The following is a 25887-nucleotide window of genomic DNA, read 5'->3' as shown; positions in this document are numbered from 1 at the left end:
CATCAATAGGCCGGGGCAGATCATGCCTTTGGTCTTGCCTCTTCACAATGGCAATATTTATCTTTAATAACAGTAGTTTAGATGCTCTCTGCAATCACTTTCAAAAATGCATCGCCGTATTTATCCAGCTTTCTGTCACCAATGCCCGAAACGCGGGACATTTCGTAATGATCCCCGGGGCGCAGTCGCACCATTTCTTTGAGCGTGACATCGCCAAAAATCACATAAGCGGGCACATTCTGCTCATCGGCCAGCTCTTTGCGTAAACGGCGCAGTGCCTGCCACAGCGCCTGATCGGAGCTGGCGACAAACTCACTGCCTTTTTCTCCTTTGTAATTAAATTTCTCGGTGCGCTCACGCAAAAACAACGATGTTTCGCCCTTGAGTAAGGGCCGCGCAGCATCGGTCAGCTCCAGGCCTCCATGGCCGGATTCATTCAGGCGGACTGCACCACGGGCCAACAGCTGCCGAAACACCGCACGCCAGCCGGATTCGTCCACATCTTTGCCAATACCAAAGGTGGTGATGCGGTCATGAAAATGCTCTTTTACTTTGGGCGTGGCCTTGCCCTGCAAAATATCCACTAAATGCCCAACGCCAAAGCGATTGCCGGTTCTGAAGATACACGACAGCGCTTTTCGGGCGGCTTCGGTCATTTCCACCAATTTGGGCGGGTTGATGCAATTATCGCAATTGCCGCAGGGCTGGCTTTCTTCGCCAAAATAACCCAAAAGTGTCTGACGGCGGCAGGCCGTGGCCTCCACCAGGCCCAGCATGGCGTCGAGCTTGCGCCGCTCCACCAGCTTTTGCATGTCCGGCGAGCCTGAGTTATCAATCATGCTATTGAGCAAAATTAAATCTTGCAGGCCATACGCCAGCCAGGTGTTGGCAGGCAAGCCATCACGCCCGGCACGGCCGGTTTCCTGATAATAGTTTTCTATGCTTTTGGGTAAATCCAGGTGGGCCACAAAGCGCACATCGGGTTTATCAATGCCCATGCCAAAGGCAATGGTTGCCACCATCACCACGCCTTCGTTACGAATGAATATTTGCTGATTCCTGGAGCGTAAGCTCACATCCAGCCCGGCGTGATAGGGCAGGGCATTGATTTCCTTGCTTCGCAGCCAGGCTGCGGTGTCTTCAACTTTTTTACGGCTTAAGCAATACACAATGCCCGAATCGCCCTCGTGTTCGCGGCGGATAAAGGTGAGCAGCTGATCGCGGGCGTTTTTTTTCTCCACCATGGCATAGCGCAAATTGGGCCGGTCAAAGCTGGAGACAAATTTTTGTGCGCCCTCAAGCCGCAGCCGCTCTATCATCTCGGTGCGCGTGGCATGATCCGCCGTGGCTGTGAGGGCAATGCGCGGAATACCGGGGAATTCATCAGCAAGAAGAGAGAGCGCCAGATATTCCGGCCTGAAATCATGCCCCCACTGCGAAACACAATGCGCCTCATCAATGGCAAACAGGCCAATATGCGCGCGTTTTAGCAGCGCCATAAAGCGCGGCGTAACCAGCCGCTCTGGAGCCACATACAGCATCTTGAGCTGGCCGCTGATAAACGCGTTCTCTACATCGCGCGCCTCATCCTGGTTCAGGCTCGAATTCAAATAAGCCGCCGCAACCCCCAGCTCTTTTAATGCATCCACCTGATCCTGCATCAGCGCAATCAGCGGTGAAACCACCACGCCGCAGCCATCCCGCAGCAGAGCGGGGATCTGATAACAAAGCGATTTCCCCCCGCCAGTAGGCATCAAAACCAGCGCATCCCCACCCCCCGCCACATGGCTGACAATGGTTTCCTGCTCACCGCGAAAACTGCGGTAACCAAAGACGTGTTCAAGGACTGAATGGGGGGACATGGCGAATCTTATGTGCAGCAAAGGGAGGATTGTACCCGTGTGCAGGGCGAAGCTAAAACTTGGCGTGCTTTGGGGGGAAGATTTACGTGGGATCTAATGCAGGGCTGATGGAATTCGCCACGCTTCGCTTGGTAGCAGGTGAGCAACGGAGAGTACCACTGAGTAGGTGCTAAGCAAAATAAATAAAAGCTTTTTAGTGCCTTCGGCACGTTGATTTAGGTGCGGGCGTCCCGCTGGACCTTCCTTTCTTGCGCGGCCAAGAAACGAAGCCAAAGAAGGCCGCCCCGGCCAGCACGAAGGCCCCTCATCTGCGGACAATCGAGCGGCGGCTGCGGAACTCGCTTCGCTCAAACAGGCATCAAAGAAACCCCGCCCGTTTGTTCCTCGCTTCGGCGTGCTTTAAGGGGATTTAAAGCCCTATGCAAAGAGCGTGGGTATGGTGCTTTGCCATTTGTTTGCCATTAAAAAAATCAAATGCAGGGCTTTAGCAAGTAGAGCGCACTATGAAGCGTAGTGCACCGTGGGGCGATCTTTTTAGCACTCCCCACAGTTCTTATTTCACTACATTGAATTAAATTTTATCTGCTCAGCCAAAATCGCTTTAGCCCGTGGCCCGAAGCTGGAGAGGTTTGAAAGTGTGACGTTGTGATGGGCAGAAATTTGTGCGGCAGATAACACATCATTGTCCATGGTGGAATGGCCGTCAGCAATCAGCGTTACCGGGTAGCCAAGGGCCAGGGCGCAGCGGACGGTGGTGTCTATGCAAAATTCACTTTGTAAGCCACAAATAATAAGCTGCTCTGTACCCAGCTCTTTAAGCAGACTATGCAGATTGGTATTGTGGAATGAATCCGATGCCGTTTTTCTGATAAATAAATCGTCCGGCCGGGTTTGCAAACCCGCAGCCAGCTGCCAGCCATCTGTGCCGTATTCAAGCAGGCCATCATTGGCTTCATGCTGGATATAAATAACCGGTACTTTATTCTGGCGAGCTAATTGGGCCACTGAATTAATCCGGCTAATGACTTGTGCTGCTTCAAAGGCGGCATATTCACCGCTGCAGAGCGCTTCCTGCACATCAATAATCAGCAATGCGTTTTTCATAGTGGCCTTGTGGTGGAAAATAATTTGAAAGAGATATCGCTTTAATTCACTGTTTTTAGCGATTTTAAAATAAGTATGCTGGCTTGGGCTAAGGTTTTATTCGTTTGGTCTTTTAAAATGTATCGCCGTTTCACTGCCTGAAAAACATACCCAAACTCCATCCCTGGTCAGCATAAAAAAAGGCCACCCCTGCGGGTGACCTTTTATTGATTTACAGCTTAGCTAATCTGTTTACTTAATCTCAGCCTCAGCTATCCCCAAACGACTCGCTAAGCCCAGGCCATAAGCCGGATCGGCTTTGTAGCAGTGGCGCAGCTGGCGGATTTGGATTTCTTTTACCGTAACCTGGCTGAGCGCACCGGCCATATTGTCCAGCAGGCGCTCCTGGGCTTCTTTGCCGATTAAGCGGAACAAATCACCGGCCTGGATGTAATCATCGGGCTGATCTTGCAGCGGGTTGTAGCGATCGGCGCTGCCGTGAATGGCCAAAGGCGGTTCTGCTGCGCTTGGGTCTTCCACCGGGCCGCCAAAGCTGTTTGGCTCGTAGCTTGGGTAGGCACTGCCGCCGTAGTTGCCGGTCTGCATTTGCCCGTCACGGTGATAGTTGTGGTACGGGCATTTAGGCGCGTTCACCGGCAGATGGCCGTGGTTCACGCCAAGGCGGTACCGCTGCGCGTCACCATAAGCAAATAAGCGGCCTTGCAACATTTTATCGGGCGAGAAGCCGATTCCAGGCACCACATTGGCCGGGTTATGCGCGGATTGTTCTACTTCGGCGTGATAGTTTTCTGCGTTGCGGTTCAGCTCCAGAATCCCTACTTCATGCAGTGGGAAATCACCGTGTGGCCAGACTTTGGTCAGATCGAAGGGGTTGATTGCGTAGTTATCCGCTTCAGCCTCGCTCATCAGCTGCACACACATTTTCCAGCGCGGGAAATCGCCGTTTTCGATGCTGTTATATAAATCGCGCTGCGAGCTTTCTCTGTCATTGGCCACCACCGCTGCGGCTTCTTCATTGCTGTAGTTTGCTATGCCTTGCATGCTTTTAAAGTGGAATTTCACCCAGGTGCGCGTGTTGTCGGCAGAAATCAGGCTAAAGGTGTGGCTGCCAAAGCCGTGCATCTGGCGGTAGTTTTTAGGCAGGCCGCGATCGCTCATTACGATGGTGATTTGGTGCAGCGCTTCGGGCAGGCTGGAGAAAAAATCCCATTGCGAATTGGGGTTAAACATATTGGTGCGCGGGTCGCGTTTCACCACATGGTTCAGATCAGGGAACTTGAGCGGGTCGCGTAAAAAGAACACTGGCGTGTTATTGCCGACCAAATCCCAGTTGCCTTCTTCGGTATAAAACTTCATCGAGAAACCACGGATATCGCGCTCGGCATCTGCCGCACCGCGCTCACCGGCAACGGTAGAAAAGCGCATGAATATCGGGGTTTCTTTGCCAATTTCAGAAAAAATCTTCGCCTTGCTGTATGCGCTGATATCGTGCGTTACCGTAAAGGTGCCGTAAGCGCCTGAGCCTTTGGCGTGCATTCTGCGCTCTGGAATCACTTCACGATTAAAGTGCGCCATCTTTTCCATATACCAAACATCTTGCATCAGCATCGGGCCGCGCGGGCCTGCTGTAAGGGCGTGCTGGTTATCGCTGACGGGTGCGCCTGCCTGGGTGGTGAGTTTTTTAGATGACATGATTTGCTTCCTTTGCTTAACGCATGCAGGCATGGACAGGGCCGTGGACAACCTGCTCAGCGCTTGGTTTGGGATTACTGCATCCAGACAAGACTGGCAAGCAGCTCGCAAAAGAGTTCCCCCAAAGACATTTCTTGCTTCATGGTGGCCTCGCTTTTGTTGAAAACGATTATGCTGATTTGTGATAGTTAAAACAAATTGATTGTTTGAATGTGATTGATAGTTTTTATCTTTGCAAATGCAGGATCTTTATCACTGTTGTTCAGTAATCGCTGTAATGAGGGTTTTACTGACGGGCGGCAGCGAGGAGCCGTGTCAGTGGATGATTTGCCCTGCTGATTAGAAACACCAATGTCATGTTTTTGGGGCACCTGGTAATATCATGAAAATCTAATGCTCTTCAAACAGAGCAAATCGCGCGGTTTCAACGAGGCATTTTCCCTGATGAAATACAAATCTCTTCTGAGCATGCTAATGCTGGGTGTACTTACCGCTTGTGGTGGCAGTGGCAGCTCTGATTCACCATCCGTTTCACCTCCGGTAAATGTGCCCATCAGCAGCAGTGATGCAAGCCTAATTGCGACGGCGGTTAAAAATGGCAGCACGGCAGGACTGAACGTTTCACATCGTGCCTTGCTATTGCAGCAGGCTTTGCTGCTGGCTCAGCGTTATCAGCAGCAGAACAATGCCGCGCTAAGCGATATCTATAGTGGTGCCAGCCTTGATCTGACGCTTAATTTAAGCAAAAACAGCAATTTAATTACTCCCGCCCTGTCGACTATTGCCACGCCCTTAATGGTGTCGGATGAAGGCCGGGGTATGGCGGCAATCAGCCAGTATGGCAAGGGGCGCGGCCTGGCTTATGGCGCGGATGTGCTGGCTTGGATGGCTGATCAGTCTAAAGAGAATCAGCACTTTGCTTTGTTCAGCCGTGCCTTTAACTGGGTGGTAACAGGCAAGGCGGCCGGGCCACTGCCCGCCACTGTTAAATTTGCCACGGCGGGCTACGATGCCAAAAGTGTGACTAAACTGCTGACCCGCATGGGCAAAACGCCGCAAGCCCAGGCCTGCGATCTGGCCGCCAGCACTAATAGCTGCTGGCAGGATGCCGATGTGTTGTTCTTTGGCGCAGGGGTAAAAGACGATGTGGAGCTAAGCCGCCAGGTCCGTAAATATTTAGAAAGCGGCAAAGCCGTGATCTATATGCATCCCAACTGGGAGGATTCGGCAGGCGGGCGCAAGGTATTGCATGCCATGGGCATGGAGTTGGGTGGCTATGGTGGTAATTATTTTGCAAGCACGGCGGGGATGTCGGCAGGCAGCCAGCGCACAGTGAGCGATGCTCTTAAGCAGGGTGACAGGCTGGCGCTGCTGATACAAGCCATTTCGCAGATGAGCAGCAGCTTAAGCCTGGATTTAAGTAAAGACACATCGTCTGCCGATGCAATTACGGCAATACAAAAAGAGCTGGAGAGCCTGCAGAGCACAGGTGGTGATGTGTTTGCCGAGGCCACTGCAGATCTTCATCAGCTGCTGGTTTTGTGGGCCGATCTGTACCGCCCGGATATTGAATACGGCAAAATTAATCGCAGCACTCAGCCTGCTGAATTTTTGCGTACTTATGCTTCTGATTCGTGGCTGGCTTTTAACCGGGCGAATACCACGGTTGCACGGGCCGGGCAGGGCGATTTTATGCCGCAGGCTGCGCAGCAATTACCAGTAAGCAGCAGTGCTGAAACCATTGAAGTGACGATTGCTCAGGCTGATGGCGTAACGGCTGTTGGCCGGGCGGCGGTGCCGGGTAAGCCGGTTTATATCGAAGTGCTGGCAAGCAACGGCAAGCTGGGTGTGCAAAGTAATTATCTGCGCACCTGGGGCAATCCGCTGACCGATGAGCTGAGCGAGGGCTATAAGCGCCCGCGCCATCCGCAGTCGTTTACGCTGCCATTGAAAGCGGGCGGTGAAACGGTGCTGGTCAGCCCGTTTGGCGGCCCGCTATATTTAAATTATGCGGGTGCTGCTGCAGGCCAGAGTGTGACGCTGAAAATCCGTGGCGCTGCCAGATATTCACACTTTGATTTTACTAAAGCGCAAAGCGATGAGGACATTAACGAGGCGGTTGCCGCTTTAAAGCGCAAAGATTTTGGCTGGCAAACTGCTAAGTTTGTGGGTGGGGAAATCCAGCAGACCATTCATTACGCCAATGAGGCGATGGGCAATTTAGACCCTAAAGTCTATATCGTTGATCAGATCAAAGGCCTGTTGTTTGATTCCAACCATATTGCCAATGGCTACAGCAATATGCCTATGTCGGCCAATGTGGCCACACTGTGTACGCAACTGGGCTGGACGTGTGACGGGCCAATTCACCGTGCGCCGGGTGTGCAGCATTTTGTGGGCTGGATAGCGGCTTGCGGCTATCTGTGCTCGGGCAACCCTTCGGATGGTTTTGCGGGTATCAGCGGTACAGGCTGGGGGCATGCTCATGAGCTGGGCCACAACACCGTGCAGCGTGTGATGCATATCGAGCTTAACGGCAAAGGCTGCCTGGTTGAGTGTGATAACAATATCCTGGCCAGCGCCCATATGATGCGCCAGTACGCCCTTACAGGGATTGATAACGGCCATATCACCGATCACCCTGCTCTTTATCAGTACATTGTACAAAACCGTCAAAGCGGCAAGAGCGGTGAAGCACAACGTGCCGATATGGAAAACCGCCTCTGGGGTGGAGATTCACAAGACCCGATGCGGGCGGTGCATTTTCAGCTGGCCTTTCTGTACAGCAAATACCGCGCCAAAGAAGCGGTGCCGGGTATGCAGGCCAGCATGGATTACTTCACCCTGCTGACAAAGGCCGATCGTTTAGTGAGTAAGAATTGGGAAGCGGGTAATAAATATGGCATGAGCCGTTACACCAATAACACCATCAGCAATCATGAGTTGCTCTATGTGCTGAGCTCTAAAATTATCGGGCAGGATGTGCGTAAAATTTTTGCCATGTATGGCTTGCCTTTAAGCCAGACCGCGCTGGATTCGGTGGCCGATCTGAAGCTGCCGCTTGCCCCGGAGCAGTTTTATGCGCTGGCACAAAAGAAATTTAACCAGGTTTCCAGCGGAAAATGGCTGGATTTAGCTTCAGCAACGCCAGCCTATCCGCAATAAATGGCGTATGCAGAAAAAGCCCGCAGTCTGTGCGGGCTTTTTTGGGGCCGCGATTTACGTCAAGGCCCTTGCCAGATAATCCACAAAGCAGGCAATTCTGGGGGCCAGCGTGCCTTGCTTATAAAACACTGCCCAGATTGTTTGCTTCCACGGCAAAGATGCATCGCTCAGCACGGTTTGCAGCTGGCCCGTTTGTAAATCTTTGCCAATCAGAAAATCAGCCAGGCAAGCAATGCCCGCTCCATTAAGCGCCAGATGGCGCAGTGTTTCACCACTGGATGCGCTGATGGCGGGGCTGATTGCCAGCCCCTTGCCACCATTTAATGGCCAGATATTAAGCGAGGCAGGGCTGCTGAAGCCAAGCAGGCTGTGGGCTGTGAGTGCGTCTTCGTTGAGCGGCGAGCCGTGCTGCTGCAAATAGCCGGGGGAGGCCACAAGGCGCAGCTGGCTTTCCCCCAAGCGGCGGGCATTCAGGGTGGAATCTGACAACTCGCCTATGCGAATCGCCACATCGGCGCGCTCTTCAATTAAATCAATCACCGCCTCTGCCCCGATCAGCTCCAGCTGAATCTTGGGGTAGGCGGCCATAAAGCCAGCCGCCAGCGGGGCGATCAGATGATTGAGTACTGGTGTAGCTGCATTCACGCGCAGCAGGCCAGCAGGCTGGGCATGGCTGGCGCTGAGCGTGGCTTCGGTTTCGGCCAGTGTGGCTAATATTTGCCGTGCCTTATCCAATAGCCAGCGGCCTTCTTCGGTGAGATCCAGGCGGCGGGTAGTGCGCTTAATCAGGCTGATGCCCAGTTGTTTTTCCAGCCTGGATAAGCAGCGGCTGACGCCCGATGGCGTTTGCCCCAGGCGCCCGGCAGCGGCAGAAAACGAGCCGGTATCGACAATAGTCACAAAGGTAAGCAGGGCATCCAGATGAAGCATTGTTGACTTCCAGTCACAAGTGAATGTCAGTAGAGCCTATTTTTCTCTGCACGGCAAGGGCAGACAATCGGCGCATTCATTCATCGGAGAGACACAATGCCTCTAGCACTTTGGGCGCTGACCCTCAGCGCCTTTGCCATCGGCACTACAGAATTTGTGATTGTCGGGCTGATTCCCACACTGGCGGGCAGCTTGCAGGTTTCGCTTCCCCAGGCGGGATTATTGGTCAGCTTTTACGCATTGGGTGTGGCCATTGGCGCGCCATTGCTCACCGCTTTAACGAGCCGCGTGCCCCGCAAGCCTTTATTACTGGGGCTGATGGCCTTGTTTACGCTGGGTAATTTACTGGCATGGCAAGCGCCTGATTACGCCACGCTGCTGGCGGCGAGGGTGCTGACTGGTTTGGCGCACGGGGTGTTTTTCTCGATAGGCTCCACGCTGGCGACCAGCCTTGTGCCTGAGGAAAAAGCCGCCAGCGCCATTGCGCTGATGTTTTCTGGCTTAACCGTGGCCCTGGTGACGGGTGTGCCGCTGGGCACCTGGCTGGGGCAAATATTTGGCTGGCAGTCGGTCTTTTTAGCGGTGGCTGTTTTAGGCGTGATTGCTTTTGCGGGCAGCTTGCTGCTGGTGCCAAGCAACCTGCCAAAGGCTGCGCCTTCATCTGTATTGGCACAACTGGCGGTGCTTAAAAAACCAAGGCTGCTGCTGGTTTATGCCATTACAGCGCTGGGTTATGGCGGCTCTTTTGTGGCGTTTACTTATTTAGCGCCTCTGATGGAGCAGATCACCGGCTTTGCGCCATCGAGTGTGGCCTTGGTGATGCTGGTTTATGGCGTATCGGTGGCGGTGGGCAATATCTGGGGGGGCAAATTGGCCGATCAAAAAGGCCCTGTGCGTGCTCTGCAAATGATCTTCAGCCTGCTGGCGCTGGTGTTGTTTGTGCTGACCTTTACCGTGCATTCGCCAGTGCTGGTGGTGGCAACAGTGTTGGCCTGGGGCGCGGTGGCGTTTGGCAATGTGGCCGGGCTGCAAGTCTATGTGGTGCAACAGGCCCGGCGCGATGCGCCCCATGCGGTGGATGTGGCATCAGGCCTGAATATTGCGGCATTTAATGTGGGCATTGCAGGCGGTGCCTGGGCGGGCGGCTTGATTGTCGAACACTTAGGTTTGCTGGCTGCGCCGTGGATAGGCGGCGTGGTGGTGCTGGGTGCTTTGGCGCTGACAACATGGTCTGGGGTGCTTGATAAAAGGGCTGGCAATACGGGCAAAAAAATGAATCAACAAATTGCTTATTAACACGGGAGTTAAAAATATGAATATGCCAAAAATGGGTCGGTAAGGTGATTGATTTAGTTTGTGATGTTTTTTTGTAAAAAATACACACATAAAAAAACATTTTAGAACATTGGCTTATGACGTTTATGTTAAATTACAGTGATTGAAATATTAGCATATGGTTATACTGTGTTTTTTGTAGGAAATACTTAAATGAAAAAAGCCATTTTATCTTGCTTGCTTACATCCTTTGCTCTTGTCGCATGCGGCGGCGGCGGTGGAGACAGCACAACTTCGACATCTACGACTACGGGAACAACAGGAACTACAACACCACCCGTTGTTCCGACCACAACGCCAGTCGTTCCTGTTCAGCCAACAACTCCTGTTGATACTGGAAGCCGGCCGATTGCTGCAGAGCAACCTCCTGTGATTGGCGGGTTTACGCTTAGCGCATTGAATGCAGACATGAAGGGCAATAATCTAAAAACGGTTTATGCGCTTAAAGATGGCGGTTCATTAAATATTATTGGCAGTGGCAATAGTGCGAAGATTGTCGATGGCTCTAAAGTGGCGCTTATTGATATAAGCGGCGACACCAATACGGTTGTGATTGGAAAGGGCGTGATCGTAAACGACTTCAAAATGATCGGAGCAAGTAACACAATTTGGCTTCCTTCTGATTCCTCTGTTGTTGTGCCTGCTGCCGTATTAGTTTCAAATACCGTAAAGTATTACGTTGCTCAATAAAGTGACATTAAAACAGCATAAAAAAAGCCCATCTGCCAGATGGGCTTTTTTTATTGTCGAATAAATAAGGTGCTTATTTCATGCTTGTCTGATGTGCCACACATTAATCAAACACCTTCACTTCATTCGTATGATCCTGCTTGCAATGGCTGATATGGCCAGCCATTTCGCTAAGGCTGTGGGCCTGGGCGGGGTTGATATCCAGGCCCATTTCGCCCATCTCAAGTGCCAGTGCCAGCTCTTGCAGGGCGGGTACATATTGCAGATTAGCGGCTTGTTTGTAATGTTTAATGGCCAGCTGAAAATCCTGCTTTACATAGTCGCCATAGCGATACCAGTTGCCCAGGGTGTAGATCGCGGCCGGGTCGTGGTTTTGGGCCGCAGTTTCTACCATGGCGATGCCTTTAGCCTGATCCTTTGGGCCGCCTTCGCCTTTAAGCGTCATCATGCCCAGCTGATAAAGCCCCTGCTTGCCAGCGGTACTAAACCAGAGCCGTGCTTTTTGGGCATTTTGCGTCACGCCTGTGCCTTTTAAATAGGCAAGCCCCAGCTGGTAGCGGGATTTTTGATCGCCTGCTTCGGCTGATTTTTCATACCATTTTGCGGCTTCTTGTTTGTCTTCTGTTTGCTCGGCAATCAGTCGTGCTGCAAGCGGGTGGCCAGCATTTGCGATTTCTTTCAGCTGTGACTGAGCTGCATTTAATTTAAGCTGTTGTACTGCGGCATCGGGCATGGCCAGTGCCTGGCTTTGTTTGTGCTGCTGGTATTGTTTAATGCCGGTTGCCATCGCAATAAGCAGGGCAAGGGCGAGCATCCATTGTGTGGATTTGGAAAAAGCTTTCATAAAAACTCCAAATCTGCCTGCCCCGGCAGTCAGCCAGGGCAGGCAGATTTTATTGCAGTGACAAATTTGCTAACTTAAATCTTATTTGCTCAGGTCAATACGGAAAACCGATGCGCTCTTGTCCGCTTTGGTGGATTCAAGAAACACATTGTCGATTTTGTCCTGACGCGCCACGCTTTCAGCTGCCGCATCTGCTGAAGATTCAAACAGCACCTTGCCTGCTGTTTTAACCTTGGCAAAATGCCAGTTGGCTACTGCGCCTTGTTTTGCCAGCGTCAGTGTTTTTTGCGCTTTAACGTAGTTAATAATGATTTCACGGTTGCCTTCGCCGCTGTCGACAATCGTTTTGCTGCCATCAAGGCCAGCAAAGCCACCACCACCGCTGGCACGGTAGTTATTGGTCACAACGATGAATTCGGCTTTCAGGTCCAGCGGCTTGCCATCAAAGGTGATATTGACGATGCGGCTGCCTTTATCTTTGGTGACATCAATTTCGTATGAAATACCGCTGATCTGGTCAAAGTTATACGAAGGGAAGCTGCCGTTGATTAAGTCCTGATCCGCTGTTTTGCTTGGGTCAATTTTATTAAATTGCTCGGCCGCTTTTTCTAACCACAGTTTGACCGCTGCACCATCAATCTTCACGGCTTGCAGGGTATTTGGATAGAGATAAAGGTCGGCAATGTTTTTGATCGCTACATCGCCTGCTGCAATATCCGTAAAGCCCGTGCCACGGAAATTCACTTTAAAGGGGGCCGCTGACGAGAGAATAGGCAGCTTGGCGTATTGCGGTGCATTGGCCTTGATATAGCTGGCTACATAATCGGTTTGTGCCAGATTAATCAGTTGCATCGATGAAGTTGCGCCGACTTGCGAGAAGAAGGAGCTGATGCGGTAGTCTGTTTTGCCTACTGCGCCGGTTACATATTTAATGGTGCCCTGATGCTCTTTTTCGATCAGTCTGGCGATTTCTGCTTTAACCGGCACGGCAGTCACTACGCCTGCTGCATCTTTGCTGCTGACTGATTTCAGCTCACCTTGCGAGTTGTTGGTTTTCCACGCTTTGCCATCGAATTCCAGATTCAGCTTCAGCACGCCCAGTGTGTTGCCCCAGAAGCCGGACATCACGGTTGGAACGCCATTGACCAGGCCTTTTTCGTTATCAACATTTTTGATCCCGGCGTAGTTCTTTTTATCCGGGAAAAAGCTGTGCGAGTGGCCGGAAACAATCGCCGTAATGCCAGGAACGTCTTTAGCCAGGTAGTAAACTGCGTTTTCCATGCTTGGGCTGTATTCAGCCGCAGAAATGCCGCTGTGCGCCAGCGCAACCACGATATCCGCACCCTTGGCTTTCATTTCCGGAACGTATTTTTTCGCCGCGTCCACAATGCCTAATACGCTGACTTTGCCATCCAGATTACGTTTGTCCCAATCCATAATGCCAGGAGGGGTAAAGCCGATCACACCGACTTTCAGCTTGATATCTTTACCATCTGCGCTTTTAAAGGTGCGGTCCAGAATGACGTAAGGGTCAAACAGCGGCTTGCCATCGCTGGCGTTATTCACATTAGAAGTAATCAGCGGGAAAGCCGGGCCTGCACATTTTTGGCCTGCTTCCGGGCCAGCCTTCATAGAGGTGCCCGACACCTGGCCAAGGTATTTCAGACCGTAGTTAAACTCGTGATTACCGATATTGCCAGCATCATATTTCATTAAATTCATGGCTTTATGGATCGCCAGCGGCGTATCGCATTTGACCGGCTCAACTTGCGACTGGAAATCAGATAGCGATGTGCCCTGAATGGTATCGCCATCATCAACCAGCAGATTGTTCGGGTTTTCTTTACGCGCAGCATCAATCAGTGTGGCGGTGCGTTCAAAACCAAGGGTATTGTCTTCGGTGGTTTTGTAGTAATCGTAGCTCAGCACATTGGCGTGCAAATCGGTGGTTTGCAGTACGGCTAAATCAAGCTTGGTGCCTGCGGCCGGGGGCGGGGTAACCGGTGCAGCGGCGGGCGTGTCTGTATCGCTGTCATTGCATGCTGCTAAAAGCAGTGAGCTGCAAATTAAGCTGGCTAGTAATGTGATACGCATTGCTCTCTCTTATGCCCTTGGGCTTTTATGTGAAGGCGCGAGAGTAAGGTTTGAAGTTTGCAGTAAGACTATATTTGTGTTGCAAACGGGTTAATCTTTTATGACATTGGGGTTCTTGTGCTCTTGAAGTGCCAAACAAGGCAATAGCTTCTCAGTATTCAGGCGACAGATTGAAAAAAATAGCCCGGGCTGGCCAGGCCTGGTGCGCTGTTTTTTCTGCATATTTTTGAGTGGTTTGCTGCCATGCTCTGGCCATGTAAGGCCAGAGGCATTCGCAGCTTAAGAATTTTGTTCGGGTTGCCGCTAAAGCACATCACGCTGCTGGCCGGACAGAGCGCCGGAAATGCAGTGAGGTCTGTGCCCCGCCATTTAATACATTTTTGCGTTTTATCAGCTGCAGATGCGCGGATTAGCGGTGGGCGGGTTTATTTGCATAGCCATAGTTCTGCACGATGCGCAGAAAACCGGCAAAATAGCGGGTTGAATCCGCGTGGCGTGGTTTTGTTTGATTATTTCAGGCTTGGCCTAAAATAATCAAATCAGGCCCCTGTGCGCACCTTGAATTTCGGAAAGACAGAATGTTAAGAATAAATGAAGTAAAACTGCCGCTCGATCATTCGGAAGACGAGCTTAAACACGCACTGCTTAAGCGTCTTGCGGTGGCAGAGGCTGATCTGATCAGCTTTAGCATCTTTAAGCGCAGCTACGACGCACGTAAGCGTGCCGCCATTCTGCTGATCTATTCTCTTGATGCAGAAGTCAAAAACGAAGCGGCGGTGCTGAAGCGTTTGAAAGCTGACCGCCATATCATGGTATCGCCTGATATTGAATACCAGTATGTAGGCCATGCGCCGGAAGGATTGACTGATCGCCCCGTTGTGATTGGTACCGGCCCCTGTGGCTTGTTTGCTGGTTTGTTGCTGGCGCAAATGGGCTTTAAACCGATTATTCTTGAGCGCGGCAAGGCCGTGCGTGAGCGCACCAAAGACACATGGGGTCTGTGGCGCAAGGGCGTGCTGAATCCTGAATCGAATGTGCAATATGGTGAAGGCGGCGCGGGTACGTTTTCTGACGGCAAGCTTTACAGCCAGATTAAAGACCCAAAGCATCTTGGGCATAAAGTATTACAAGAGTTTGTAAAAGCAGGCGCGCCTGACGAGATTATGTACGTCAGCAAGCCCCATATTGGTACGTTTCGTTTAGTCAGCATGGTTGAAAGCATGCGTGCCAATATTATTGAGCTGGGTGGCGAAGTGCGCTTTTCCAGCAAGGTAGAGCAGCTGATTCTGAACGATGGCCAGGTGGAAGGCGTTGAGCTGGCCAGTGGCGAAAAAATCCATTCCAGGCATGTGGTGCTGGCGATTGGTCATAGCGCTCGCGATACCTTTTACAAATTATTTGAGCAGGGCGTGTATATGGAGGCCAAGCCGTTTTCGCTGGGTTTCCGTGTAGAGCATCCGCAAACCGTGATTGATACCGCCCGTTTTGGCCCAAGCGCAGGCCATCCGATTCTGGGCGCGGCAGATTACAAGCTGGTGCACCACGCCAGCAATGGCCGCTCGGTATACAGCTTCTGTATGTGCCCGGGTGGCACGGTGGTGGCCGCAGCATCCGAGCCTGGCCGTGTGGTCACCAACGGCATGAGCCAGTACTCACGCAATGAGCGCAATGCCAATGCGGCGATTGTGGTGGGGATTACCCCGGAAGAAGATTTCCCTGGTCATCCGCTGGCAGGGATTGAGCTGCAGCGTAAATGGGAAAGTAAGGCTTTTGAAGCGGGTGGCAGTACTTATCAGGCCCCGGCCCAAAAACTGGGTGATTTCCTTAAAGGCAAGCCTTCTGCTGAATTTGGTGTGGTGGTGCCTTCCTACACGCCGGGCGTGCATTTAACGGATCTGGCTGATTGCCTGCCTGAATACGCCATTACTGCAATTCGCGAAGCGATGCCTGCCTTTGATAAACAAATCAAAGGCTTTGGCATGGCTGATGCGCTGTTTACCGGTGTAGAAACCCGCACCTCGTCCCCTGTGCGTATCAAGCGTGATAACGACACGCTGCAAAGTATCAACACCAAGGGCCTGTTCCCTGCGGGTGAAGGCGCAGGCTACGCAGGCGGTATTTTATCGGCTGGTGTGGATGGCATTAAAATTGCCGAGGCGGTGGCTTTAAGCATTTTGAATAAGCAGCCTTAAATCCTGCATATCAAAGCTTTGTTTTTGCATCAAACCGTGGGCACTTGTGTGCCCACGGGCGTATTGATTGATCCTGATTAAAAATCTTTCTAAGAAATTACTTCCAAGCTTGCTTAATATTCATACAAGCAGGCAGACGGGAGTGGTGAGATGGAAGCAATTGATAAGCTGGTTTTAGCCCGCCAGCTCCCCAATCAGGCAGTGGCACTGGTGCTGGCCGGTGGCCGTGGCTCGCGTTTAAAAGATTTAACCAATCACCGCGCCAAGCCTGCGGTGCATTTTGGTGGCAAATACCGGATTATTGATTTTGCCCTGTCTAATTGCCTGAATTCTGGCATTCGCCGCATTGGCGTGATTACCCAATATAAATCGCACAGCCTGCTCCGGCATTTACAGCGCGGCTGGTCTTTTTTGCGTAATGAAATGAATGAATTTATTGATCTTTTGCCTGCGCAGCAAAGGGTGGATGAAGAACACTGGTATCGCGGCACGGCCGATGCAGTATTTCAGAATTTGGATATTATCCGCAGCTACAGAGCGCAATATGTGGTGATTCTGGCGGGGGACCATATTTATAAAATGGATTACTCCCGCATGCTGCTCGATCACGTTGAAAACAATGCCGCGTGCACCATTGCCTGCATCGAAGTCGACAGAATTGATGCATCGGCATTTGGGGTAATGGCCGTGGATGAAGAGCGAAAAATCACCGCCTTTATTGAAAAACCTACCGATCCGCCCGCCATGCCCAATAAAAGCGATAAAGCTTTGGCATCGATGGGCGTCTATGTTTTTAATGCCGATTATATTAACCGCATGCTGGCCGAAGATCTGGCCGATGAAGAATCCTCCCACGATTTTGGTAAAGATATTATTCCGCGCATTGTGGCCGAAGGCCTTGCGCTGGCTCATCCGTTCAGCGCCTCCTGCGTATCGAGCGATGCCAGTGCCGCGCCCTACTGGCGGGATGTCGGTACGGTAGATGCCTATTGGGAGGCCAATTTAGACCTCGCTTCGGTGCTGCCAGAGCTGGATATTTACGATAAAAACTGGCCAATCTGGACACACCAGGAGCAGCTTTCCCCTGCAAAATTTGTGCAGGATATCAACGGCAGCCACGGCATGACTTTAAATTCGCTGGTCTCTGGCGGCTGCATTGTTTCTGGCTCTTTGGTGAATAACTCGGTGCTGTTTTCTAAAGTGCGTTTGCATTCTTTTTGCACCATTGATTCAGCAGTGATTTTGCCCTCGGTAACCGTAGGCCGCTCCAGCCGCCTGCGCCGCTGCGTAATCGACCGCGGCTGCCAGATCCCGGAAGGCACGGTGATTGGCGAGGACCGCAGCAAAGACGAGCAACGCTTTTACTGCTCTGAAGGCGGCGTAGTGCTGGTGACGAGGGAAATGCTGGCTAAGTTGTGATCAGAGATCAGGAGTGAGGCGCAGCTTGGGGTAGCTGGTTTATTCGCAGGTTTTGGCGGATAAATCGGCGTAATCCAATATGCACAGGTGAAAAAATGCTTTGTAGCAACCAGTAAGTAGCACTCACTGCACAAAACCACGACACAGTAAATTAATCGTATTAAAAAACCGGTCATCATCTTAGGTTTTTTCGGTGTTCTTTGTGTCAGCAGAATTGTTGTAAAAACCAAGCTAAGGGTAGCCATTTATGCGCGTGTTACATGTTTGTGCTGAGCTGTTTCCGCTGTTAAAAACCGGAGGGCTGGCTGATGTGGCGGGGGCTTTGCCGCTGGCGCTGGCTCCTTTGGGCTGCGATGTGCGCGTGCTGCTGCCGGGCTTTCCGGCGATTTTGGCGGGGCTGAATATTGATGGTGAAGTGGCTGCCGTTAACAGCATGGCGGGGCCGGTGAGGATTTTATTTGGCCATACTGACAGCGGCATTGCTGTGTATGTGATCGACGCGCCGCATTGCTTTGATCGCCCCGGCAGCCCATATCTTGATGTGGGGCAGCAGCCCTATAGCGATAATCATCTGCGGTTTGCCCTCTTGGGCTGGGTGGCTGCGCAGCTTGCCAGCGGGCTGGATTCATACTGGCGTGCAGAGCTGGTGCATGCGCACGACTGGCATGCGGGCCTTGTGCCTGCTTACTTAGTGGCTGCGGGGCGGCCTGCAAAAAGCGTGTTTACGGTGCACAACCTGGCTTATCAGGGCGTGTTTCCTGCCTCAGCCTTTGCCAGTTTAAAACTACCGCTAGGGTTTTTTTCGCTGGAAGGGCTGGAGTTTCACGGCAAGATTTCTTTTATGAAAGCAGGGCTGTATTTTTGCGACCATATCACAACTGTTTCCCCGCGCTACGCCAGCGAAATCACCCATGATGAGCAGGGCTGCGGCCTGGATGGCCTGCTCAGAACCCGAAAAGCTGATCTGACCGGTATTTTAAATGGCGTAGACGATCAGGTCTGGAGCCCGAATCTTGACCCGCTGATTGCTGCTAATTTCAGCCTCGAAAAAATGCAGGGCAAGGCTAAATGCAAGCTGGATATGCAAATACGCATGGGTTTGGATCAACGCAGCGATCAGCCGCTCTTTGCCGTAGTCAGCCGCCTGACCGAGCAAAAAGGCCTGCATCTGGTGCTGGCCGCGCTGGATGAAATCACCCGCCGTGGCGGGCAGTTTGTGTTGTTAGGCGGGGGCGATACGGCTCTGGAGGATGCTTTTAAAGCCGCGGCCGCAGCCAGCCCTGCACAAATAGCCGTGCAAATTGGCTACGACGAAGATTGCTCGCACCGCATTATGGCTGCCGCCGATGTGTTACTTGTGCCCAGCCGCTTTGAGCCCTGTGGCCTCACCCAGCTTTACGCCCTGAAATACGGTGCACTGCCGCTGGTGCGCCGGGTTGGCGGGCTGGCCGATACCGTCATTGATAGCAGCCTGGAAAACCTGGAAGACGCCAGCGCTACCGGTTTTGTCTTTGATGACTTTAATACCGCTGCCCTGACAAAAGCCCTGCGCCGCGCCTTTATTCTCTGGCATCGGCCTAAAGACTGGAAAACCACCCGCCGCAGTGCCATGCTGGCCGATTTTGGCTGGAGCGCTGCGGCCGCGCAGTATGTGGCTTTGTATGAAAAATTGTTGGGGGAATAAGAAAAAAGGTTTGCAGGCACGGAGAAAACCAGAAGGGGGAGTTCACCGGGTGATATGTTTGATTAAATTAATGATTGGAAAAATATGCGTGCAATTTTATTGGATCTGGATGACACCCTGCTCGATGATCAATACGCCAGCAACCAGGCGCTCACCGCTTTTATTGATGCAAATAAGGCCTTGCTGCCTGATTTAAATCAGGCTGATTTATTCAGACACTGGCGGGAAGTTTCAAAAAAATACTGGCAACAATTTGAGCGTGGAGAATTATCATTTCTTGAGCAACGCAGGCAAAGAGTGCAAGCATTCTTAGGGCAAGAATTATCCGCTCAGGCCGCTGATGATGCATTTTTACCCTATTTAATCACTTATGAAAATTCATGGCGCTGTTTTCCGGAAGTTGCCGATTTTTTTGCGCTGACCAAAGATATTCCTAAAGTCATTATCACCAATGGTGATCGTGAGCAGCAGCAATATAAAACAAAAAAAATGAATTTAGATTTTCATGTAAATGCAGTCATTACCCCCATGGATTGCAACTATTGGAAACCAGCACACGGCATTTTTCAATTTGCACTTGATCGGCTGGGTGTGAAGGCTGCTGATGCAGCCATGATTGGTGATTGCTTAATCAGAGATATTCGCCCGGCGCAAGAATTAGGCATGCGCACTTTTCAAATTGAGCCGCATCATCCAGGCAAAAACCTGATCAGTGCATTAGAGGAATTGGGTCTTATCACATAGTTGATTGCTGCAGTATTAAAGGAGCGCCCCATGACGGTATCTTTTGAATACGATTCACCCGGTAATGACAGCGATGCTTTAAAGCATGCTATTGCCAATAAGCTGGTGTTTTTTATTGGCAAAGATCCGATTGTGGCCCAGCCTAAAGACTGGCTGAATGCCACTTTTCTGGCAGTGCGGGACAGGCTGGTGGAGCGCTGGATGCGCACCACGCGGGCGCAGTATTCTCAGGATTTAAAGCGGGTTTATTATTTATCGATGGAGTTTTTGATTGGCCGCGCTTTATCCAATGCGCTATTGGCGCTGGAATTATTCGAGCCGGTTAAAGAAGCACTTGATGAAATGGGTGTGGATTTAAATGAGATTCTGGATTACGAGCCGGATGCGGCTTTGGGTAATGGCGGCCTGGGCAGGCTGGCTGCGTGTTTTTTAGATTCAATGGCCACGATGGGCGTGCCGGGTTTTGCCTATGGTATTCGCTATGATTTTGGCATGTTTAAGCAGCGTATTATTGATGGCCAGCAAGTAGAAGCGCCCGATACCTGGCTGTCTGCTTTAAATGTGTGGGAATTCCCCAGAGATGAAGTGCAATATGTAGTGCAATTTGGCGGGCGTATAGAAGCCACTGGCAATACGGTGCACTGGCTGGATACACAGGATGTATTGGCCATGGCTTATGATTATATAATTCCGGGATATCAGACCACGGCAACCAATACGCTCAGGCTTTGGTCGGCCAGGGCTTCGCGCAGTATTAATTTACATATGTTTAATCAGGGTGATTATATTGCTGCGGTAGAAGAGAAAAACCATAGTGAAAATGTTTCCAGGGTTTTATACCCCGATGATTCTACCCAGCATGGTAAAGAATTAAGGCTGCGGCAAGAGTATTTCTTTGTTTCAGCGTCTTTACAAGATATTGTGCACCGTTATTTACTGACCCATGAAGATTTTAATCAGCTGATTAATAAAACTGCCATTCATTTAAACGATACGCATCCTGTACTGGCGGTGCCGGAATTAATGCGCATTTTAATGGATGAATATCATCTTGATTGGGATACCGCATGGGGATATACGCAGAAAATATTCTCATACACCAACCATACTTTAATGAGTGAAGCGCTGGAAACCTGGCCGGTAGAGATGTTTGCACACTGGCTGCCCCGGCATTTAAAAATTATCTTTGATATTAATGCACGTTTTCTTACAGAGGTAAAACAGCACTTTCCGGATGATGCAGATTTAATTCGCCGTGTTTCACTGGTGGATGAATCGGGTGAGCGCAAAATACGTATGGCTTATATTGCCGTAGTGGCCAGCCATAAAGTCAATGGCGTTTCAGCCTTGCATTCGCAATTAATGAAGTCGACTATCTTTGCCGATTTTGCACGAATTTACCCAGAGCGTTTTACTAATGTCACCAATGGCATTACGCCAAGGCGCTGGCTGGCTCAGGCCAACCGGCCTTTGGCGGCATTAATTGATCAGAAAATAGGCAAAACATGGCGGGTTAATTTAGATGAATTAGCCGAGTTAAAGCCTCTGGCTGAGGATGAAGCGTTTATTACTGATTTTATGCAGGCGAAGCGGGCCAATAAAGAGCGCTTAGTGCGCTATATCGCCACGCATTTAGGCGGTATGGTTTCGCCGGATGCTTTATTTGATGTGCAGGTAAAACGCATTCATGAATATAAACGGCAATTACTTAATCTGTTGCATGTGGTTGCCCGTTATAACTTTATTTTAAAAAATCCGGATGCGGCCATCGTGCCAAGGGTGGTGGTTTTTGCCGGGAAAGCTGCATCGGCCTATAAACTGGCTAAATTATTTATTCATCTGATTAATGATATTGGTGCAAAAATAAACCATGATGCCCGTGTGGGCGATAAGCTGAAGGTGGTGTTTATCCCCAATTATAGTGTAAGCCTTGCTGAAATCATTATTCCGGCGGCCGATTTATCCGAGCAAATCTCTACCGCAGGCACCGAGGCCTCGGGCACAGGCAATATGAAATTTGCACTAAATGGTGCCATCACAATTGGCACACTGGATGGTGCAAATATTGAGATTGGCCAGGCAGTGGGTGCAGATAATATCTTTATATTTGGCAATAATAGCGATGATGTGCAGCGTCTGCGGCAGGAATCTTATAATCCGCGTGCGATATATGAGGCCGATCCGGTTTTGCATGAGGTTTTAAATCAGATTGCATCCGGTTTTTTTAGCCCGGAAGAGCCAGAGCGCTATCGGGTCATTTTTGATTTGCTGGTGAATTGGGGCGATCATTATCAATTATTGGCGGATTTTGCAGATTATGTCAAAGTGCAGGCAAAAGCTGATGCGCTGTATTTAAAACCATTTGAATGGCATAAAAAAGCCCTGCTGAATGTGGCTGGAATGGGGCGTTTTTCATCAGACCGCAGTATCAGCGAATACGCCCGTAAAATATGGAATAGCAGCAGCGTTAAATTGTAATGGCTGCTGCAGTGAGTGGTGCTCAATAAAATGGATTACATCTTTTTATGATTATCCATGGCCGTATTTGCAGTGTTATTTTATCAGCGGGCAAAAATACCTTTCGCTGCAAGCTCTTGTTTTTAGCTTTAAAGCAAACAGGGTAAAAACACGCAGACAAGACAGAACGCTCGTTCTGGAGTCGCCGGGTTAATTGTGTGAAAATACGCCATAGATTTAACCCCGCGCGAAGGTTTACCGGCATGTCCGAACACAATGAAGAATTAAGACTTCTCCAGTCCGTTTTAGAAATATATGACGAAAAGTTTATTGCAGGGTTTTTGGACGACATCACACCCGGGCACTGGAGCCGGGAGACTCTCAGCCGCTGGATCAATGGCAAAGCTCAGCCACGCCTGAGCCAGCATGAATTTGAAGCCCTGCAAAGCCTGTTGCCCGCACGACCAGCCCATTACCGGCGGCCTGGTTTTGATTTTATTGATTTGTTTGCAGGGATTGGCGGTATCCGCAAAGGCTTTGAGGCTGCAGGCGGGCGCTGTGTATTTACCAGCGAATGGAATGCTTATTCGGTCAGAACCTATAAAGCCAATCACTATGCAGACCCGCTGCACCGCTTTAACGATGATATCCGTAAAGTAACCCTGAGCGACCGGGAAGATGTGACGGCTGAAGAGGTGTTTCAGAATATTCACCGGATGATTCCGGATCATGATGTTTTGCTGGCGGGCTTTCCCTGCCAGCCTTTTTCTATTGCCGGGGTTTCCAAGAAAAATTCAATGGGCCGTGTGCATGGATTTGAATGTAAAACCCAGGGAACGCTGTTTTTTGATGTGGCCAAAATCCTGGAAGTAAAGCGCCCGGTTGCCTTTTTACTGGAAAACGTTAAAAACCTGAAAAGTCATGATAAGGGCAAGACGTTTAAAGTGATTATGGAAGCGCTGGATGAGCTGGGTTATTGGGTGGCAGATGCCCATGACGATGGCGCTGCCGACCCGAAAATTGTGGACGGCCAGCATTTTGTTCCCCAGCACCGGGAGCGGATTGCGCTGGTGGGCTTTCGTAAAGACCTGGGCATTCATGATGGCTTTACCCTGAGGGATATCAGCCGCTTTTTTCCAAAAGTGAAGCCTGTTCTGGGGGATATTCTGGAGCCGCAGGTGGACAGCAAGTACATCCTGACTGAAAAACTGTGGGAATATCTTTTTAATTATTCGATCAAGCATAAAGCCAAAGGCAATGGTTTTGGTTATGGCCTTGTTAAAGAAAACGATATCACCCGTACATTGTCCGCACGTTATTACAAAGATGGCTCTGAAATTCTGATTGATCGTGGCTTTGATCAGAGCAAAGATTTTTACGATCCGCAAAATATTAAATACCGGCCCCGCCGCCTTACCCCGCGTGAATGCGCCAGACTGATGGGGTATGACAGCGCAGGACACAGTGAATTCAGAATTCCGGTTTCAGACACGCAGGCCTATAAGCAGTTTGGAAACTCTGTTGTTGTGCCGGTATTTTCAGCGATTGCCAGGCTGATGCAGCCCCGTATTACAGCCGCAATTGCCGCCAGATATGAACAACTTCGGCTGGATATCGATGAGCGACGTACACAGCCCGGCCACCCGCAGCAAGAATATGCGGGCGATCCGCTCGTGCAACACACGCCCTGAAAGGCTGATTCGTTGCAGCCTTCATGCAGCCGGTATCCGCTACCGGCTGCACCGGGCTGATCTTCCCGGCAAGCCGGATCTTGTGCTGCCAAAATTTCGGACTGTGATTTTTATTCATGGCTGCTTCTGGCATGGCCACAGCTGCAAATATTTTCGCCTTCCTCAGACTAATTCTGAATTCTGGCGTGAAAAAATCAGCGGCAACTGCAAACGGGATCAGCGCAATACTGAACAATTAACCGCGCTGGGCTGGCGGGTGCTTATCGTGTGGGAATGCAGCCTTCGCTCATCAGGGCCGGGGCTGGCGGAGGTTAGCCGGCGGATACTGGCGAGCCTTGAAGAACAGCTGGTTTGCCCGGTTGCCGGCGTGGCCGACTTCAGCCCGTGAATGAATAAGGTGCCAGTGCGCTATTAATAATGGCCCGGGCAGAGTTCAGACTGAAGGATTGATTTTACCGCCGGACTGTCAGCAAAACAGGCAGGCTCCGGTTACAAGCCCTTGCACACACCCATATTAAGCAGCCGTCGTATTCAAGGGTATTCAGCACATACTGCATAGCCACCGTGGTAAATTGCTGCAGCACTGCAATAAGCGTGATGATGAAACCATTGCACGAAAGAGATGATAAGCAGCGGCGGTTTGTTCAGCGCTGTGTCTGTAAAACTTTTTAACGACTGAAATGCTGGAATCCATGCAAAAAGATCAACATTTAATTGAAGAAAAAATCAGCAGCGAGCGGGTTTTTGATGGCGCGCTTTTGCATATCAACCGCGATACCGTACGCCTGCCCGATGGCAGCCAGGCCACGCGTGAATATGTGATTCACCCCGGTGCGGTGATGATTATCCCGGTTTTGCCGGACGGCAAGCTGCTGATGGAGCGGCAATATCGCTACCCTATGCACCGCGTGTACCTGGAGTTTCCTGCAGGCAAGCTGGATGCAGGTGAGGATGCGCTGGCTTGCGGCCAGCGCGAGCTCTTGGAAGAAACCGGCTACACCGCGCAAGAATGGCAAAAGCTGGGCGTTCACCATCCGATTATCAGCTACACCAATGAAGAAATTCACTTTTACCTGGCGCAAAACTTAACGGCGGGCAAGCCTCAGCTGGATGAAGGTGAGTTTGTAGAATGCGTGGCGGTCAGCCTTGATGATTTGATTGCTGGCGTGCTGGATGGATCGATTACCGATGGTAAAACGGTTGCCGGGATTTTCTGGGCAGAGAAAATGCTGCGTGGCTGATGAGCACAGAGCCAGCCAGGCTCTGTGCATAAGCGGGTTATTGCTTGACGTAAATAAGCCGCGCCGGAACGCTGTCATCAACAATACGTAAGCCGTCTTCTTCTATTTGCAGTGGCAGCTTTTCAAATGGCACCGGCCTTGCCTGGTTTCTGTCCAGGCTGGCAAAAGCGGCCAGCCTTTCCTGACGGCGCTCTGCAGGGATGTCAAACCATTGCCAGGCGCTTTTACCTTTGCGAAGTGCTGCTCTGGCCCACTCTTCACTTTCGGGCATCTCAATAATGGCATCCCCATTTTTATCTGTGATGGCATCTGATATTTTTCCCGATTTACTTTCAAATCTGACTTCAATCCCAGGAATGGGCCCCAGCCCGGGCACGCCGGTGATGGCTACCCATGTTCCTGCTTCTGCCGGCTTATTAATCCGCATTTCTTCATCGCTGAATAAGCGAAATTCCGGGTTTTCAGCCTGTGGGCTGGATACCAGTATCACTTTATCTTTTTCCAGATGCCATGAGCCATGGGCAAATTGATCGAAGCCGCCATAGCTTGTCATCCACTGAAACTTACCATCCTGGCCGAGTAATAGCTCAGAGCCTACTTCACGTATGCCTTGCAGATAATAATGGCCGGGCAGGTTTTTTGTATTTTTTACTTCTGCAAAAGCAGCCGTGCTCAGGCAGGTGAGCAGCAGGGCGGTGATGATCTTTTTCATTCGGGAGGTCTCCGTCGGCAGAGGGGCTCAT

Annotated in this window: 18 protein-coding genes; 11 read left to right on the top strand and 7 right to left on the bottom strand. The window is 50.9% G+C overall.

Translation table 11 applies throughout. The features are described from left to right. Positions 1 to 77: 77 nt before the first annotated feature. The 3 genes from recQ to HA050_RS11135 all read right to left on the bottom strand — a co-directional run bounded on the left by recQ (position 78) and on the right by HA050_RS11135 (position 4658). Entirely contained in the window at positions 78 to 1862 is a 1785-nt protein-coding gene (recQ, locus tag HA050_RS11145) for a DNA helicase RecQ (protein WP_166825873.1), read from the bottom strand. Positions 1863 to 2423: 561 nt separating this feature from the next. Next, positions 2424 to 2966 carry a cysteine hydrolase family protein gene (locus HA050_RS11140; protein ID WP_166825870.1) on the bottom strand — a complete coding sequence of 181 codons (543 nt, stop codon included), beginning with the start codon at positions 2964 to 2966 and terminating at the stop codon, positions 2424 to 2426. Between the two features lie 231 nt (positions 2967 to 3197). Then, the gene (locus HA050_RS11135; protein WP_166825867.1) at positions 3198 to 4658 is read right to left on the bottom strand and encodes a catalase; all 1461 of its coding nucleotides are present in this window, start codon (positions 4656 to 4658) and stop codon (positions 3198 to 3200) included. A 444-nt stretch (positions 4659 to 5102) separates the two neighbouring features. Here HA050_RS11135 and HA050_RS11130 point away from each other — a divergent pair, with 444 nt between their 5' ends. Then, positions 5103 to 7823, top strand: a complete 2721-nt coding sequence (locus HA050_RS11130; RefSeq protein WP_166825865.1) for an ImpA family metalloprotease — start codon at positions 5103 to 5105, stop codon at positions 7821 to 7823. A 54-nt stretch (positions 7824 to 7877) separates the two neighbouring features. Here the strand turns inward: HA050_RS11130 and HA050_RS11125 are convergent, their stop codons facing one another. Beyond that, positions 7878 to 8753: a LysR substrate-binding domain-containing protein gene (locus tag HA050_RS11125; RefSeq protein WP_166825862.1), complete on the bottom strand. Its 876-nt coding sequence runs from the start codon at positions 8751 to 8753 to the stop codon at positions 7878 to 7880. Positions 8754 to 8849: 96 nt separating this feature from the next. On the opposite strand from HA050_RS11125, the gene HA050_RS11120 reads away from it, so the two are divergent. Together HA050_RS11120 and HA050_RS11115 are read left to right on the top strand one after the other, a co-directional pair. Then, complete coding sequence (locus tag HA050_RS11120) at positions 8850 to 10049, top strand: MFS transporter (RefSeq protein ID WP_166825859.1); 1200 nt, start codon at positions 8850 to 8852, stop codon at positions 10047 to 10049. Between the two features lie 192 nt (positions 10050 to 10241). After that, the gene (locus HA050_RS11115) at positions 10242 to 10778 is read left to right on the top strand and encodes a hypothetical protein (RefSeq protein WP_166825856.1); all 537 of its coding nucleotides are present in this window, start codon (positions 10242 to 10244) and stop codon (positions 10776 to 10778) included. A 103-nt stretch (positions 10779 to 10881) separates the two neighbouring features. On the opposite strand, the gene HA050_RS11110 is transcribed toward HA050_RS11115, so the two are convergent. Then, on the bottom strand, positions 10882 to 11622 hold the full coding sequence (locus HA050_RS11110; protein WP_166825853.1) for a tetratricopeptide repeat protein: 741 nt from the start codon (positions 11620 to 11622) through the stop codon (positions 10882 to 10884). Positions 11623 to 11703: 81 nt separating this feature from the next. Continuing rightward, positions 11704 to 13716 (bottom strand): bifunctional 2',3'-cyclic-nucleotide 2'-phosphodiesterase/3'-nucleotidase, encoded by a 2013-nt coding sequence (locus HA050_RS11105; RefSeq protein ID WP_166825850.1) that lies wholly within the window; start codon positions 13714 to 13716, stop codon positions 11704 to 11706. 578 nt (positions 13717 to 14294) lie between these two features. Here HA050_RS11105 and HA050_RS11100 point away from each other — a divergent pair. The 8 genes from HA050_RS11100 (at position 14295) to HA050_RS11065 (ending at position 25144) form a co-directional block, all read left to right on the top strand. Continuing rightward, positions 14295 to 15908, top strand: coding sequence for an NAD(P)/FAD-dependent oxidoreductase (locus HA050_RS11100; RefSeq protein WP_166825848.1), 1614 nt, complete (start codon positions 14295 to 14297; stop codon positions 15906 to 15908). A 150-nt stretch (positions 15909 to 16058) separates the two neighbouring features. Then, the gene (gene glgC / locus HA050_RS11095) at positions 16059 to 17327 is read left to right on the top strand and encodes a glucose-1-phosphate adenylyltransferase (protein ID WP_166825845.1); all 1269 of its coding nucleotides are present in this window, start codon (positions 16059 to 16061) and stop codon (positions 17325 to 17327) included. 247 nt (positions 17328 to 17574) lie between these two features. Then, positions 17575 to 19011: a glycogen synthase GlgA gene (glgA, locus tag HA050_RS11090; protein WP_166825842.1), complete on the top strand. Its 1437-nt coding sequence runs from the start codon at positions 17575 to 17577 to the stop codon at positions 19009 to 19011. An 84-nt stretch (positions 19012 to 19095) separates the two neighbouring features. Further along, on the top strand, positions 19096 to 19755 hold the full coding sequence (locus HA050_RS11085) for an HAD family hydrolase (protein WP_166825839.1): 660 nt from the start codon (positions 19096 to 19098) through the stop codon (positions 19753 to 19755). Positions 19756 to 19785: 30 nt separating this feature from the next. Then, a complete protein-coding gene (locus HA050_RS11080; RefSeq protein ID WP_166825836.1) occupies positions 19786 to 22233 on the top strand; it encodes a glycogen/starch/alpha-glucan phosphorylase in 2448 nt (815 codons plus the stop codon). A 242-nt stretch (positions 22234 to 22475) separates the two neighbouring features. Next, entirely contained in the window at positions 22476 to 23903 is a 1428-nt protein-coding gene (gene dcm / locus HA050_RS11075) for a DNA (cytosine-5-)-methyltransferase (RefSeq protein WP_166825833.1), read from the top strand. Continuing rightward, the gene (locus tag HA050_RS11070) at positions 23830 to 24291 is read left to right on the top strand and encodes a very short patch repair endonuclease (RefSeq protein WP_166825830.1); all 462 of its coding nucleotides are present in this window, start codon (positions 23830 to 23832) and stop codon (positions 24289 to 24291) included. The genes dcm and HA050_RS11070 overlap by 74 nt, the downstream gene beginning before the upstream one ends. 304 nt (positions 24292 to 24595) lie before the next feature. Continuing rightward, positions 24596 to 25144, top strand: a complete 549-nt coding sequence (locus HA050_RS11065) for an NUDIX domain-containing protein (RefSeq protein ID WP_099397068.1) — start codon at positions 24596 to 24598, stop codon at positions 25142 to 25144. Between the two features lie 37 nt (positions 25145 to 25181). Here HA050_RS11065 and HA050_RS11060 read toward each other — a convergent pair whose 3' ends face one another. Continuing rightward, positions 25182 to 25856: a hypothetical protein gene (locus HA050_RS11060; protein WP_166825828.1), complete on the bottom strand. Its 675-nt coding sequence runs from the start codon at positions 25854 to 25856 to the stop codon at positions 25182 to 25184. Positions 25857 to 25887: the final 31 nt, after the last annotated feature.

The organism is Iodobacter violaceini (genome assembly GCF_011601265.1).
GTDB lineage: Bacteria > Pseudomonadota > Gammaproteobacteria > Burkholderiales > Chitinibacteraceae > Iodobacter > Iodobacter violaceini.
The sequence above is the reverse complement of the archived record's forward strand: the minus strand, read 5'-3'. Positions and strand labels throughout refer to the sequence as shown.